The 12696-nt window shown below is 68.4% G+C and carries 13 protein-coding genes and 1 tRNA gene; 5 read left to right on the top strand and 9 right to left on the bottom strand.

The window, feature by feature from the left end; genetic code table 11:
• The first annotated feature begins 33 nt into the window (after nt 1-33).
• Nucleotides 34-1197 carry a tyrosine-type recombinase/integrase gene (locus tag ACZ5IQ_RS09080; protein WP_464481145.1) on the top strand — a complete coding sequence of 388 codons (1164 nt, stop codon included), beginning with the start codon at nt 34-36 and terminating at the stop codon, nt 1195-1197.
• A gap of 45 nt (nt 1198-1242) precedes the next feature.
• Here ACZ5IQ_RS09080 and ACZ5IQ_RS09075 read toward each other — a convergent pair.
• Nucleotides 1243-1315, bottom strand: a tRNA-Asn gene (locus ACZ5IQ_RS09075).
• Nucleotides 1316-1473: 158 nt separating this feature from the next.
• Between ACZ5IQ_RS09075 and ACZ5IQ_RS09070 the strand changes: the two genes are divergently transcribed.
• A complete protein-coding gene (locus ACZ5IQ_RS09070; RefSeq protein WP_212812228.1) occupies nt 1474-1716 on the top strand; it encodes a hypothetical protein in 243 nt (80 codons plus the stop codon).
• A gap of 38 nt (nt 1717-1754) precedes the next feature.
• On the opposite strand, the gene ACZ5IQ_RS09065 is transcribed toward ACZ5IQ_RS09070, so the two are convergent.
• The 3 genes from ACZ5IQ_RS09065 to ACZ5IQ_RS09055 all read right to left on the bottom strand — a co-directional run bounded on the left by ACZ5IQ_RS09065 (nt 1755) and on the right by ACZ5IQ_RS09055 (nt 5300).
• Nucleotides 1755-2036, bottom strand: a complete 282-nt coding sequence (locus tag ACZ5IQ_RS09065; protein WP_212812229.1) for a DUF7155 family protein — start codon at nt 2034-2036, stop codon at nt 1755-1757.
• Between the two features lie 80 nt (nt 2037-2116).
• A complete protein-coding gene (gene dnaG, locus ACZ5IQ_RS09060; protein WP_212812230.1) occupies nt 2117-4006 on the bottom strand; it encodes a DNA primase in 1890 nt (629 codons plus the stop codon).
• 25 nt (nt 4007-4031) lie between these two features.
• On the bottom strand, nt 4032-5300 hold the full coding sequence (locus ACZ5IQ_RS09055; RefSeq protein WP_346414413.1) for a deoxyguanosinetriphosphate triphosphohydrolase: 1269 nt from the start codon (nt 5298-5300) through the stop codon (nt 4032-4034).
• A 63-nt stretch (nt 5301-5363) separates the two neighbouring features.
• On the opposite strand from ACZ5IQ_RS09055, the gene ACZ5IQ_RS09050 reads away from it, so the two are divergent.
• Nucleotides 5364-7322 carry a TPM domain-containing protein gene (locus ACZ5IQ_RS09050; protein ID WP_212812232.1) on the top strand — a complete coding sequence of 653 codons (1959 nt, stop codon included), beginning with the start codon at nt 5364-5366 and terminating at the stop codon, nt 7320-7322.
• A gap of 13 nt (nt 7323-7335) precedes the next feature.
• Here the strand turns inward: ACZ5IQ_RS09050 and ACZ5IQ_RS09045 are convergent, their stop codons facing one another.
• The 4 genes from ACZ5IQ_RS09045 to ACZ5IQ_RS09030 all read right to left on the bottom strand — a co-directional run bounded on the left by ACZ5IQ_RS09045 (nt 7336) and on the right by ACZ5IQ_RS09030 (nt 11388).
• Nucleotides 7336-8175, bottom strand: a complete 840-nt coding sequence (locus tag ACZ5IQ_RS09045) for an SDR family oxidoreductase (protein WP_212812233.1) — start codon at nt 8173-8175, stop codon at nt 7336-7338.
• Nucleotides 8176-8244: 69 nt separating this feature from the next.
• The gene (locus ACZ5IQ_RS09040; RefSeq protein WP_212812234.1) at nt 8245-8679 is read right to left on the bottom strand and encodes a hypothetical protein; all 435 of its coding nucleotides are present in this window, start codon (nt 8677-8679) and stop codon (nt 8245-8247) included.
• Complete coding sequence (locus ACZ5IQ_RS09035; protein WP_212812235.1) at nt 8679-9890, bottom strand: EspA/EspE family type VII secretion system effector; 1212 nt, start codon at nt 9888-9890, stop codon at nt 8679-8681. The genes ACZ5IQ_RS09040 and ACZ5IQ_RS09035 overlap by 1 nt, the downstream gene beginning before the upstream one ends.
• A 112-nt stretch (nt 9891-10002) precedes the next feature.
• Entirely contained in the window at nt 10003-11388 is a 1386-nt protein-coding gene (locus tag ACZ5IQ_RS09030) for a glycine--tRNA ligase (protein WP_464481144.1), read from the bottom strand.
• Nucleotides 11389-11538: 150 nt separating this feature from the next.
• Between ACZ5IQ_RS09030 and ACZ5IQ_RS09025 the strand changes: the two genes are divergently transcribed.
• Both ACZ5IQ_RS09025 and ACZ5IQ_RS09020 read left to right on the top strand, forming a co-directional pair.
• Nucleotides 11539-11895 carry an ArsR/SmtB family transcription factor gene (locus ACZ5IQ_RS09025; RefSeq protein WP_212812237.1) on the top strand — a complete coding sequence of 119 codons (357 nt, stop codon included), beginning with the start codon at nt 11539-11541 and terminating at the stop codon, nt 11893-11895.
• Nucleotides 11892-12287: a Fur family transcriptional regulator gene (locus tag ACZ5IQ_RS09020; RefSeq protein ID WP_212812238.1), complete on the top strand. Its 396-nt coding sequence runs from the start codon at nt 11892-11894 to the stop codon at nt 12285-12287. Before ACZ5IQ_RS09025 ends, ACZ5IQ_RS09020 begins: the two co-directional genes overlap by 4 nt.
• Nucleotides 12288-12290: 3 nt before the next feature.
• On the opposite strand, the gene ACZ5IQ_RS09015 is transcribed toward ACZ5IQ_RS09020, so the two are convergent.
• Nucleotides 12291-12695: an NUDIX hydrolase gene (locus ACZ5IQ_RS09015; protein WP_212812239.1), complete on the bottom strand. Its 405-nt coding sequence runs from the start codon at nt 12693-12695 to the stop codon at nt 12291-12293.
• Nucleotide 12696: the final 1 nt, after the last annotated feature.

Raw genomic sequence — 12696 nt, 5'->3', positions numbered from 1 at the left:
GATACGGGTGCGCAGAAGAAAAAGCGTGGGTTTGTGCGCAAGCTCGACGCGAGTAATTACCTGGCTGAGATCACTGTGGCGTCGAATCGCGGTGAGTATGTCGACCCGTCGGCCGGCAAGATCACCGTTGGTGCGTTGGGGCCGGTGTGGCTGGCCAGCAAGAAGGCCCGGGCGGCGAGTACCTACAACGTGTACGAGTCAACGTGGCGCAATCATGTTGAACCTCGTTGGGGTTCAACGCGTTTGAGCAATATTCGGCACACTGCGGTGCAGTCGTGGCTCACGGAGCTGTATCAGCAGTTCCAGGACGGCGGCAAGGACGGCGCGAAGACGGTCCGCAACGCGCACGGGGTGTTGTCGGGCATCCTCAATGGCGCGGTGAAAGACCGTCGGATCGCGAACAATCCCGCGGCCGGGGTGGACCTGCCGGCGTTGGTCAAGAAGCCGAACACTTACCTGACGGCCGAGCAGCTGGGCGCGTTGGCTGATGAGGCGGGCCGGTACCGGTCGCTGGTGCTGTTGCTGGGCACGGTGGGTCTGCGGATCGGTGAGGCCCTGGGCCTGACGCCCGGTGACATCGATTTCCTGGCTGCCGGCCGCCGCGACAGCGCGGGGCGGCCGATGCCGGTGACCGCGTTGATTCACCGCAACGCCACGCGCGCTGGATCCCGAACGCTGAAGGGCTCCGAGCACCGAACGGTAGTGCTCCCCCAGAAGGTCGTGGACGAGCTGGCGGCCACCTGCCGGGGCACAGCGCTGGACGCGCCGATCTGGCCGTCGGAGAAGGGCGGCTGGCTCAAGCCACCGTCAACGCATGACTCGTGGTGGTCCGGTGCGGTCAGCAGGTGTCAGAAAGCGGCGACAGCGGCCCGCGCGGCCGAGCTGAAGGCAGCCGAGGCGGCCCGGGCGGCCGAGCTGGCCGCGCACCCGGACAGGACGCCGGCCACCGTGCTGCCGACCACGCCGGTCTTCCCGGACCTCACGCCGCACGATCTGCGGCACACTGCGGCCTCGCTGGCCATCAGCGTGGGCGCGAACGTGAAGGCGGTGCAGCGGATGCTCGGACACAAGTCGGCGGCGATGACGCTGGATACCTACGCCGATCTGTTTGACGACGATCTGGCTGCCGTCGCACAGAAGATCGATTCGGTTGTGCCCAAATTGTGCCCACGCGGCCAGATTTCGGTGGTCACGTGACCCTGAAATGCAAAATGACCAGCACTTCCGTGCTGGTCACCGTTGCTCCCCCGATTGGACTCGAACCAATAACCGCCCGATTAACAGTCGGGAGCTCTGCCAATTGAGCTACAGGGGATTGTGCTCAGGCCCTGGGCGCGTGTCCCTGAACCGAGGCATGACTCTAGCGCATGACTGCGCGGATCTTTGAATCGGCTGGTAGCTGCCGGTCGGGCCAGACGCATCGGCGATCGTGAGGCAGGATGGAGCCACGCACCGTCATCAGGGAGGGGTCCAGTGATCCGAGCCGTCGCCGTCATGGCCGTTGGCTATGTTCTGGGAGCCAAAGCAGGCCGTCGCCGTTACGAGCAGATCGCCGGCACATACCGCGCCATCACCGAGAGCCCGATGACCAAGGCGATGCTGGATGCCGGGCGGCGCAAGCTGGCCGACAAGGTGTCACCGGACCCGAACATGGTGCGGTTGACGGCTATCGACTCACAGACCGCTGTGCTGCATCCGGAGTCGGTTCACGACTGACCCGACCGACAATCGGGCGGTTATCGGTGCGGGCGGCGTCAGCCGAGCGGCTGGTTCCAGCTCTGGCCCGGCAGCAGCGGGCCGCTGCTGATGCCGCCCTGCGGTCCCCAGACGCCCCACGGCGTGCCCACGTTCACGGGCTGGCCGTTGGAACGGCCCATGCAGTAGCCGTCTTCCTTGTTACCGAACCAGGCGAGGCAGCCACCGTCGGCCGTCGTCTGCGATGACGGGGCGCTGCTGAGCGCAACGACGACGGGGGCGGCCACTGCGGTGGCCACGAGCGCTGCTGCGGCGAAGAGCCGGGTTGCTCCGAAGGTCATGATTGGCCTCTCCCCTGGGGTCGGTTCTGCCCCACCATATCGCGCAGACTGCGTCCCCGCGTTACAGCAGACGAAAGCCCTCAGCTGAGATCGTCGCCGCTGGCCTGCTGCAGCAGGCTGCGCCGGTACTGCTCCATGGCGACGAGGTCGCCGAACAGGGCGTGGTACTCGTCGCTCTGCTCGACGGGCGACATGCGCTGCAGTTTCGACTTCAGCTCGGCGATCTCGCGGCCGACCCAGACCTCCTGCAAGCGGGCCAGCACGCTCGCGATGTACCGCGGCAGCTTGTCCTCTTCGGCCTGGAAGGCCTCGACCGACAGTTCGTTGATCAGGTTCGCGGCCGACGGCTCGGCCGCCCGGACCGCCTCGATCCATTCCGCACCGCCCAGGCCCGACGATGTCCCGCCTGCCGCGGTGATCGCCTGCCGGACGGCGGCGTACCCGGGATGGGTGAAGCTGTCGACCGGCAGCCCGTCGAACACCGGGCCGGCCATCGCCGGGTACTGCAGAGCCGACTTGAGTGCCTCGCGCTGCGGCCACAGCGTCGGGTCCTTCGGGTTCGGGCGCCCCACTGCCGCGGCCGGGGCCGCCGGCGCCGCCGGACGCCGCGCGTCCCGCTTCGACGCCACCGGGCCCGACTTGGCGGTCTCGCGCACCCGCGCGATCACCTGTGCCACGTCGTCCCAACCGACCCAGCCGGCGAGCTGGCGGGCGTACTCGTCACGCAGGGTGGGGTCCTTGATCCGGGCCGTCAGCGGCACACACCGGCGCAGCGCCGCCACGCGGCCCTCCGCGCTGTCCAGGTCGTGCTCTTCGAGCGCGGTGCGAATCACGAACTCGAACAACGGGGTTCGGCGCGCCACTAGATCCCGCAGCGCACCGTCACCGGACTTGAGCCGCAGATCGCACGGATCCATGCCGTCGGAGGCGACCGCCACGAACGACTGGCCAGTCAGATTCTGTTCGCCCTCAAAGGCTTTCACGGCGGCGGCGCGTCCGGCGGCGTCACCGTCGAACACGTAGATCAGCTCGCCGCGAAAGAAGTTGTCGTCCATCATCAGGCGCCGCAGCATCGACAGGTGCTCGTCGCCGAAGGCCGTGCCGCACGATGCGACCGCGGTGGTCACCCCGGCAAGGTGCATGGCCATGACGTCGGTGTAGCCCTCGACGACGACGGCCTGATGGCCCTTGGCGATGTCACGCTTGGCCAGGTCGAGGCCGAACAACACGTGGGACTTCTTGTACAGCACCGTTTCCGGCGTGTTGACGTACTTGGCTTCCATGTGGTCGTCGTCGAACAGGCGGCGGGCGCCGAACCCGATCACCTCACCCGTCGCGCCCCGGATGGGCCACAGCAGCCGGCGGTGGAAGCGGTCCATGGGGCCGCGGCGACCCTCCCGGGACAACCCGGCGGCCTCCAGCTCCTTGAAGGTGAATCCCTTGCGCAGCAGGTGTTTTGTCAGGGTGTCCCAGCCCGACGGGGCGAATCCGCAGCCGAAACGCTTGGCGGCGTCGGCATCGAAGTTCCGGTCGATCAGGTACTGGCGGGCGGCGGCGGCTTCTGCCGACTGCAACGCCTCGGCGTAGAACTCCTGCGCGGCGGCGTTGGCGGCGAGCAGGCGGCTGCGGCTGCCCTTGTCGCGCTGCACGTTGGTGGTCGACGACCCCTCGTAACTGATGGTGTAGTTCAGCCGGTCGGCCAGCAGCTCCACGGCTTCTACGAAGGTGACGTGCTCGATCTTCTGCACGAACGCGTAGACGTCGCCGCCCTCGGCGCAGCCGAAGCAGTGGAACAGCCCGTGGTTGGGCCGCACATGGAACGACGGCGACTTCTCGTCGTGGAACGGGCACAGGCCTTTGAGCGAGTCGGCGCCCGCGCGCCGCAACTGCACGTGCTCGCCGACGATGTCCTCGATGCGGGTGCGTTCACGAATGGCCGCGATATCGCGATCAGGAATCCGGCCGGCCACGCGCCCAGTGTAGGCGGCGCGGGATTCAGTCCAGCGGCCGCGGCGAGCGCGCCTCGTGCACGCGTTCCAGCCGGGTCTCCGTGTACGACGCGATCTGGTCGACGACCACCCGCAGCCGGGCCCCGTCGTCGTCGGCGAGGGCGAACTCGGCGGCGAACTGCGGGTCGAGACTCGCCGGGGCCTGGCCCCACAGCGACAGCGCGACCTCGCGGACCATGGTGCGCTGGTCGGCCTGAATCTGCAGGTGCTGGTGGTCGGACATGATGAACTGCAGGGCCAGCATCTTGAGCACCGCCACCTCGGCCCGGACCAGGGTCGGCACCGCGAGCTCGGCGTCGAAACGGCGCATCGTCGCGCGGCCCGCCTGCTTCTTGGTCTCGGTGACCGCGGCATTGGCGAACCGGCCGACCAACTCACTGGTGAGCCGCTTGAGCGCCACCGACGTCGCGACCGAACCGTCGTACTTGCCGACGGCGGTGACGACGGGCAGCTGCGACAACCGCGCGGCGGCGGCCAGCATGTCGTCGTGCGTCACCGTCGGATGCGACCGGGCACCCAGTTTGGCCAGGGTGTCGGCGGCGTCGGCGTCGGCGAGGACGCGCAAGTCGATACGGCCCGAGATGATGCCGTCCTCGACGTCGTGCACGGAGTACGCGACGTCGTCGGCCCAGTCCATGACCTGGGCTTCCAGGCACAGCCGCTCGGCGGGCGCGCCCTCCCGCACCCAGGCGGCGGCCGCCGCGTCGTCGTCATAGAAGCCGAACTTCACGCGGTCCTCACGGAACCACGGGTATTTGATCACGGCGTCCAGTGCGGCCCGGGTCAGGTTCAGTCCGGCCGAACGCCCTTCGCTGTCAAGCGTTTTCGGTTCGAGCCGGGTCAGGATGCGGAAGTTCTGGGCATTGCCCTCGAACCCGCCGAACGGCTTGGCGATCTCGTCGAGCGCGCGTTCGCCGTTGTGGCCGTAGGGCGGGTGGCCGATGTCGTGGGCCAGACCGGCGAGGTCGACCAGGTCGGGATCACAGCCCAGACCCACCGCCATGTGGCGTCCGATCTGCGCCACTTCGAGCGAGTGGGTGAGCCGGGTGCGCGGGGTCTCGCCCTGCCGGGGTCCGACCACCTGTGTCTTGTCGGCGAGCCGGCGGAGCGCGGCGCTGTGCAGCACACGGGCCCGGTCCCGCGCGAAATCCGTACGGTGGCCGGAATCTGTGCCGGGCAGCGTGGCGCTCTTCGTGCCCTCCCCGACCAGCCGCTGCCGGTCGAAGTCGCTGTATCCGTCGCTTGCAATGCCCACGGCCGAAGTCTGCCAGCCCGGGCGCGTCCGCCTACCACATACCCTGTCACTACATTGAGCGACATGCGCATCGTGCGAGTGCTCTGGCTGATGATTTCGGTCCTGTTGGTGGGAACGCTGCTGGCCCCGGTCGCGTGCGCTGAACCACCCATGCGGCTCCCGGACTACGTCACCGACGAGGCCGGTGCGCTCAACGCGCAACAACACAGCCAGGTCTCCGGCGCGGTGCAACAGCTGTACGACAAGCGCGGTACCCGGTTGTGGGTCGTCTATGTCGACACCTTCTCCGAGTCCAGTCCCCGCGACTGGGCAGAAAGCACCTGGCGCAAAAGCTTTCTGGGCAACCACGACGCCATCCTCGCCGTGGCGATCAAGGATCGTGCCTACGCGCTCCTGGTCCCCGAGGCCGCGACGGGCGATGTGGACGTCGACCGCCTGCGCCAGGAGGTCGTCGAGGCCAAGCTGCACGACGGCGACTGGGCGGGCGCGGCCGTCGCGGCAGCCGACGGACTTCGGGGTGCCTCGTCTGCGCCGTTCAACTGGGTCGGGCTGGTGATTGCGCTGGCCGTCATCGGCGTCGCGTTCGCCGGGCTCATCTGGTGGGCCCGGCGGCGGCGTCGGCAGCGCCGGCAGGCCGACCTCAACGCGGCACAGCAGGCCGACGCCACCGATCCCGCGGTCCTCGCGAAGATGTCGCCGGAGACGTTGGAGGACCTGTCCAAGTCGATCCTCGTCGAGGTCGACAACGCCGTGCGCACCAGCGACAACGAGCTGGCCCTGGCCGTCGGCGAATTCGGCGAGCGCGACACCGCGCCGTTCATCGCCGCCGTGCAGAACGCGAAAGCCGCCATAGCACAGGCGTTCAGCGTGCGCCAGACGCTCGACGACGCGGTGCCCGAGACGCCGCAACAACGCCGCGATCTCCTGACCCAGGTGGTCGTCTCGGCGGCCCGCGCCGACAGAGAACTGGAGAACCAGCGCACTGCCTTCCATCAGATGCGCGACCTTGTCATCAACGCACCGACCCGGCTGGACGCGCTGACACAGCAGATGGTCGCCCTGACCGCCCGCATCGAGCCGGCCCAGCAGACCCTGACCGGGCTGCACGGCCAGTTCACCGAGACCGCACTGGCCTCGGTGGCCGGCAATGTGGACGGCGCCAGAGAGCGCCTCGCGTTCGCCGATCAGAACATCACCGCCGCCCGCGGATTGGTCAGCAAGCCGAGCGACAGTCAGGCCGCGCTGGTCAACGCCATCCGGGCCGCGGAATCCGCAGTGGGCCAGGCGCAACGCCTGCTCGATTCGGTCGACAGCGCCGCGTCCGATATCGCCCACGCGATCAGCGCGCTGCCCGCCGCGATCACCGACATCCAGAACGGCATCGCGGCGGCGGAGGCCACACCGCCCGGCGCGCACTACGCCGAGCTGATGGCCGCGCGTACCGCTGCGGTACAAGCGGTTTCGAACGCGCAGGCGTCGGGTGCGGCCGATCCGCTGAGTGCGTTCACGCAACTGACCGCCGCCGACTCGCAGCTCGACAAGCTCCTCGCGACCATCTCGGAGGAAACCGCTGCCCTGAACCGGCTCCGGCAGTCGTTCGGTCAGGCACTGCTGGCGGCCCAGTCCCGGGTGCGGGGCGTCTCGGATTTCATCGACACCCGCCGCGGCAGCGTCGGTTCCGAAGCCCGTACCCGCCTGGCCGAGGCGCAGCGCCGCCTCGAAGCCGCCCAGGCAGCACAGGCCACCGACCTGCCGGCGGCCATCGAACAGGCCAACGCCGCGGACGCCCTGGCAGCTCAGGCCCAGAGACTGGCCGACGACGACGTCCGCGCCGCCCGCCAGGCCTACGCCGGGACCGGTACGAGTACCGCAGGCGACATCGGCGGCATCATCATCGGCGGCATCTTGTCGGGGATGATCCGCGGCGGCGGCAGCGGTGGTGGCAGCCACGGAGGCGGTTGGAGCTCAACGAGTTTCGGTGGCTCCGGCGGCGGCTTCTCCGGCGGTGGCGGGCGGTTCTAGTCGCGGTGAGCGATCAGCCCGCCGCGGCGTCGCGACGGGCCCGCTCGCGCATCGAGGCGACCACGCCACCGTCGTTCAGGATGTCGGTGCCGGTGAGGTACCCGGCCCTGTCGCTGGCGCAGAATGCGAACAGCTCGGCCATCTCCTCGGCCTTGCCCCAGCGCGGTACCGCGGCGTTCATGACCATCGCACCGGCGCCCGCGTCGGCCTCGAGCAGTCCCATCTCGGTGTCGACCGAGCCCGGTGACACCGAGACGATGCGCAGCCCCTTGCCGTTGAAGCGCTCGGCCTGCGAGCTGCTGCACCACTTGACGAAATTCTTGCTCACGCCATAGGCCATGCCCGAGCGCAGTTCCTCGGGCGCGAACGCACAGGCCGCCAGCATCTCGGCCAGAAACGCGGCCTCATCGGTGAGGGCCAGCGGGAACTTCGCCGTCGGGATGATCTCGTCGGGCAGCAGGTGTGCCGCCATCGACGCCACGTTGACGATCGCCGCACCTGCGTCCGCGAAGCGGTAGAAGGCCTCGTTGACGTTGACGGTGCCGATCGCATTGGTGCGTGCCACGTACTCCGCCGGCCCCATGCTCGGGCTGACGCCGGCAGCGTGGATCACCGACACGATCGGACCGAACTCTGTTGCGGTGGCGAACAATTGGTCCACTGCGACCCGGTCGGTGACATCGGCGTGGACCGGTATTGCGGCGATTCCGAGACCGGACAGTTCTGCCGCCGCGGCGTCGAGACGGTCCTGACGCACATCGGCCAGCACCACCGTGTGGTCCCGCCCGACGATCTTGGCCGTCGCCCGGCCCATCCCGCCGGCACCGCCGGTGATCACCGAAACTCGTGTCATGGGCGCCACGCTATACCGAGAGTGCAACGGGATCGACGACGGGTGCTGAGAGACTGCTCAGCACTTCGGTCAGGTGGTGTACAGCGACAGGTGGACGTACACCTCGTCGGGCCCGCGCTCGTCGACGACGACCTCACGGTTGACCAGCTTGTGGTCCTTGGTCGTGACCTTGTCCTGCAGGAACAACGGCTTGGACGCGGTCACCGGCGACGGCCCGGCGAGCACGGTGATGGTTTTCGGAATCTCGGACGGCCGCGGCTGCGCCGGGAACTGGCCCAGGAATTCGCGCAGCTGGCTGTCGGTCAGCCGCAGGGACAGCCGGTAGCGGGTGTCCCGGCCCGCATCGGTGGCGGTGGCCAGAACCTGCGCGCCCTGCGGCAGGGTCACATCGCCGAACGCCGCGGCCGTTTCCGCAGACACCTTCTGCTCTCCTGTTTTCTCGACCGAACACGCGGAGAACGCGCACATCACCAGGACGGCGGCCAACATTCCCAGGTGCCGCATCACCGCGGCACCCCGTCGTACGTCGTGACCGACGACGCACCCGCGATCTCGAATTCCCTTGCCATGCCGGCGGTCTGGAGGCCGCCCATGTCCTTGTCGGTGATCGTGATGGGTCCCACCTTGGTCTCCTTCCCTTCGTCCCAGTTGTACTGATCCGCCACGTTCACCTGCGATTCGACGTGGACGCGAGGCGGCCCGCCCGGAGTGTCCGGCGGGTAGACGGTGACCACCCCACCGACCGACATGTCGACGCCGCCGACAGCGTGGTACCAGTCGGGATTGGCCTCGGCGTCCATGTAATAGCCGTCCCAGCCCGTCCGGAACGCCACCGGCCGGCCGTACTGCCCCGTCGCCGCGGCGTCCGCGACAATCCGGTTGACCTCGTCGTTGATCCTGGCGTCGGCTCGCGCGCGCATCTGCGGGATGTCGTTCATCATCGAATTCACATCGAGGTTGTAGGGCTTCCCGGTGTTGTCGAGATAGTGATCCATCAGGTCGGCCGCATGCGGCCACTTGAGCCCGATCAATGGCAACCCGGCCTCGATGGCGGCTTTGAAGGCGGCGTCGTCACCCCGCGCGTACCACGGCTGCGAACCCCACTCTCCAGCCCCGCCATCATGTTTCGCCCATGGCGGCGGCGCCGGAATGGTGTCGCCCGGGTGTTTGTCGGCCGGCGGGTCCTCCGGTTTTCCGTTCGGATCGCCGGGATCGCGTCCGTCCCGCCCGGCGATTTCCTCATAGCCCGAACCAATCTCGCGGATGCGCGCCGCGATGGCATCCATATCGGCGTTCGACCGACTGATGATGTCGGCGATCTCGGCCGTCCCCTTCACCACCACGGGAAGCAGTACACGGTCGCCCGCGGCGGTGGGCGGCACGCTGGCGGCCGCGTCGACCACCCACTGTTTGACGGAGTCGAGATCGCGGCGGCCCGCCGTCACCACGGCCGCCGACCGGTCGACCTCGACACCGAGCCGTCGGTCGAGTTCGGCGAGCCTGCCGATGGCCCCGGCATGCGCGCGATTGCGGTCGTCGTACGCCTCGGCCGCGGTGCCCGTCCACTCGCCGCCGCTCGCCGCCGACAGCACTGTGCTGCGAAGTTCGTGGAACTGGTCGCTCATGTCGAATTCGGCACCGCCGACCGGCGTACCCGACCCGAACGTCGCGCGCGCGTCGTCCCACGTCGAAAGAAATGCGCCGAGAACCGTCACTGTCGCCCCCTCCGGCGTCCCTTGCCCCTGGCCCACAAGCCTATTCGAGCCCGCGGCGGGTCCCCGGCGGCAATTTCTCACCGGTGCGCATACGACGGTTGGCAGTTGGCCGTCAGCAGCCCTTGAGGCGCACCGCGAGGTAGTCGCTGACGGCGTCGATGGCGACGCGCTCCTGGGTCATGGCGTCACGCTCGCGGATGGTCACGGCGTGGTCCTCGAGCGAGTCGAAGTCGACCGTGATGCAGAACGGCGTGCCGATCTCGTCCTGGCGACGGTAGCGGCGGCCGATGGCGCCGGCGTCGTCGAACTCGACGTTCCAGTTCTTGCGCAGCTCGGCGGCCAGGTCGCGGGCCTTGGGCGACAGATCGGCGTTGCGCGACAGCGGCAGCACCGCGGCCTTGACCGGCGCGAGGCGCGGGTCGAGCTTGAGCACCGTGCGCTTGTCGACGCCGCCCTTGGCGTTGGGGGCCTCGTCCTCGTGGTACGAGTCGACCAGGAACGCCATCAGCGAGCGGGTCAGGCCGGCCGCGGGTTCGATGACGTACGGCACGTAGCGGGTGTCGGTGCCCTGGTCGTAGAACGACAGGTCGACGCCCGAGTGCTCGGCGTGCGTGCTGAGGTCGAAGTTGGTGCGGTTGGCGATACCTTCGAGCTCACCCCACGGGTTGCCGGCGAAGCCGAACTTGTACTCGATGTCGGTGGTGCCGGCGCTGTAGTGCGACAGCTTCTCCAGCGGGTGCTCGTAGAGCCGCAGGTTCTCCGGGTTGATGCCCAGGTCGACGTACCACTGGAAGCGGGTGTCGATCCAGTACTTGTGCCACTCGGGCGCGGTCGAGGGCTCGACGAAGAACTCCATCTCCATCTGCTCGAACTCGCGGGTGCGGAAGATGAAGTTGCCGGGCGTGATCTCGTTGCGGAAGCTCTTGCCGATCTGGCCGATGCCGAACGGCGGCTTCTTGCGCGCGGTGGTCACCACGTTGGCGAAGTTCACGAAGATGCCCTGTGCGGTCTCCGGGCGCAGGTAGTGCATGCCTTCCTCGGACTCGATGGGCCCGAGGTAGGTCTTGAGCATCATGTTGAAGTCACGGGGCTCGGTCCACTGGCCCTTGGTGCCGCAGTCCGGGCAGACGATCTCGTCCATCGGCACGGCATCGGGGTCATCGAGACCCTTCTTCAGGGCGTAGGCCTCCTGCATGTGGTCCTGACGGTGCCGCTTGTGGCAGTTCAGGCACTCGACCAGCGGGTCGTTGAACACCGCGACGTGGCCCGAGGCCACCCACACCTGACGGGGCAGGATGATCGCGCTGTCCAGGCCGACGACGTCGTCGCGGGACGTGACGACGGACTTCCACCACTGGCGCTTGATGTTCTCCTTGAGCTCGACACCCAGTGGCCCGTAATCCCACGCAGACTTTGTGCCGCCGTAGATTTCGCCGGACTGGAAGACCAGACCACGGCGTTTGGCCAGGTTGGCAACGGTGTCGATGATGGACGCCACGATGTTCGAGCACTCCTCGAGTCAGCTGGGATGCAACCCGTCCAGCCTAAAGGCCCCGCTGATCGGCCAATGTCGCACCCACCTTTGACATGCGTATGCGCGCATGGAAAGCTAAATGAAAACTATTTCCAATAGCCGGGAGTTACCGGGGTGCCACCCACCACTACGCATGACGAGCTCGACCACCAGCACAGCGGCGCGCCGTTTCCGTCGTCCCCGCCGCGGGACACGCTCGACGCCGCCGGCGACCTGCTGCGCGCCCTCGCCGCGCCCATCCGCATCGCCATCGTGATGCAGCTGCGCGAGTCACAGCGCTGCGTGCACGAACTCGTCGACGCCCTGGAAGTCCCGCAGCCCCTGGTCAGCCAGCACCTGCGCATCCTCAAGTCGGCCGGGGTCGTCGCGGGTGAACGCGCCGGCCGCGAGGTGATGTACCGCCTGGTCGACCATCACCTCGCGCACATCGTCGTCGACGCGATCGCGCACGTCGAGGAGGACCGGTCGTGAGCGCTCCCACCCGGTCCACCAAGCAGCGCACCGCGATCGCGGCGCTGCTCACCAACGTCGAAGAATTCCGGTCCGCACAGGAGCTGCACGACGAACTGCGCCGCCGCGGCGAGGGCATCGGCCTGACGACCGTCTACCGCACCCTGCAGTCGATGGCCGCGGCCGGACAGGTCGACAGCCTGCGCAACGACAGCGGTGAGGCGCTCTACCGGCGCTGCTCGCAGGCCCACCATCACCATCACCTCGTGTGCCGGCAGTGCGGCGCCACGGTCGAGGTGGCCGGCACCGAGGTCGAGGCGTGGGCCACCGAAACCGCTGCCGCCCATGGCTTTTCCGATGTCAGTCACACCATCGAGATTTTCGGGGTGTGCTCGGCCTGCACCGGCGCCTGACGTTCAGGGCTCCAGAGCCGCCCGGCTCCGCGCCCAGTCCAGCACCGCCTCGGCCGTCAGCGGCGCCAGCCTGATGTCGCCGGGTGCCGACGGATCGATCCAGGCCATCTCCTCGATCTCGGCCGCGATCTGCGGCGCGCCGTCGAGCTGCACGAGGAACAGCTCGGCGTCGACCGTGTGCCCGGGCTCGTTGGCCGCGACCGCCGTGTGGTGACCCAACTCCCGCACGTCGGTGATGCCGACCCCGAGTTCCTCCCGGATCTCGCGGGCCAGCGCGTCGACCGGCGACTCCCCCGGTTCGAACTTGCCGCCGGGTTGCATGAACGTCGTCGTGCCACGTTTGCGGACGACCAGCAGGTGCCCGCGTTCGTCGGCGACCACCGCGGCGACGATCCGGATGACGGTCACG

It is taken from the genome of Mycobacterium toneyamaense, assembly GCF_055384815.1.
The sequence above is the reverse complement of the archived record's forward strand: the minus strand, read 5'-3'. Positions and strand labels throughout refer to the sequence as shown.

Coding starts and splice junctions, on each gene's coding strand:
- ACZ5IQ_RS09065 (WP_212812229.1), bottom strand. CDS start 2,036: ATGACCTTCGGAGCAACCCGGCTCTTCGCCGCAGCAGCGCTCGTGGCC.
- ACZ5IQ_RS09050 (WP_212812232.1), top strand. CDS start 5,364: ATGCGCATCGTGCGAGTGCTCTGGCTGATGATTTCGGTCCTGTTGGTG.
- ACZ5IQ_RS09045 (WP_212812233.1), bottom strand. CDS start 8,175: ATGACACGAGTTTCGGTGATCACCGGCGGTGCCGGCGGGATGGGCCGG.
- ACZ5IQ_RS09040 (WP_212812234.1), bottom strand. CDS start 8,679: ATGCGGCACCTGGGAATGTTGGCCGCCGTCCTGGTGATGTGCGCGTTC.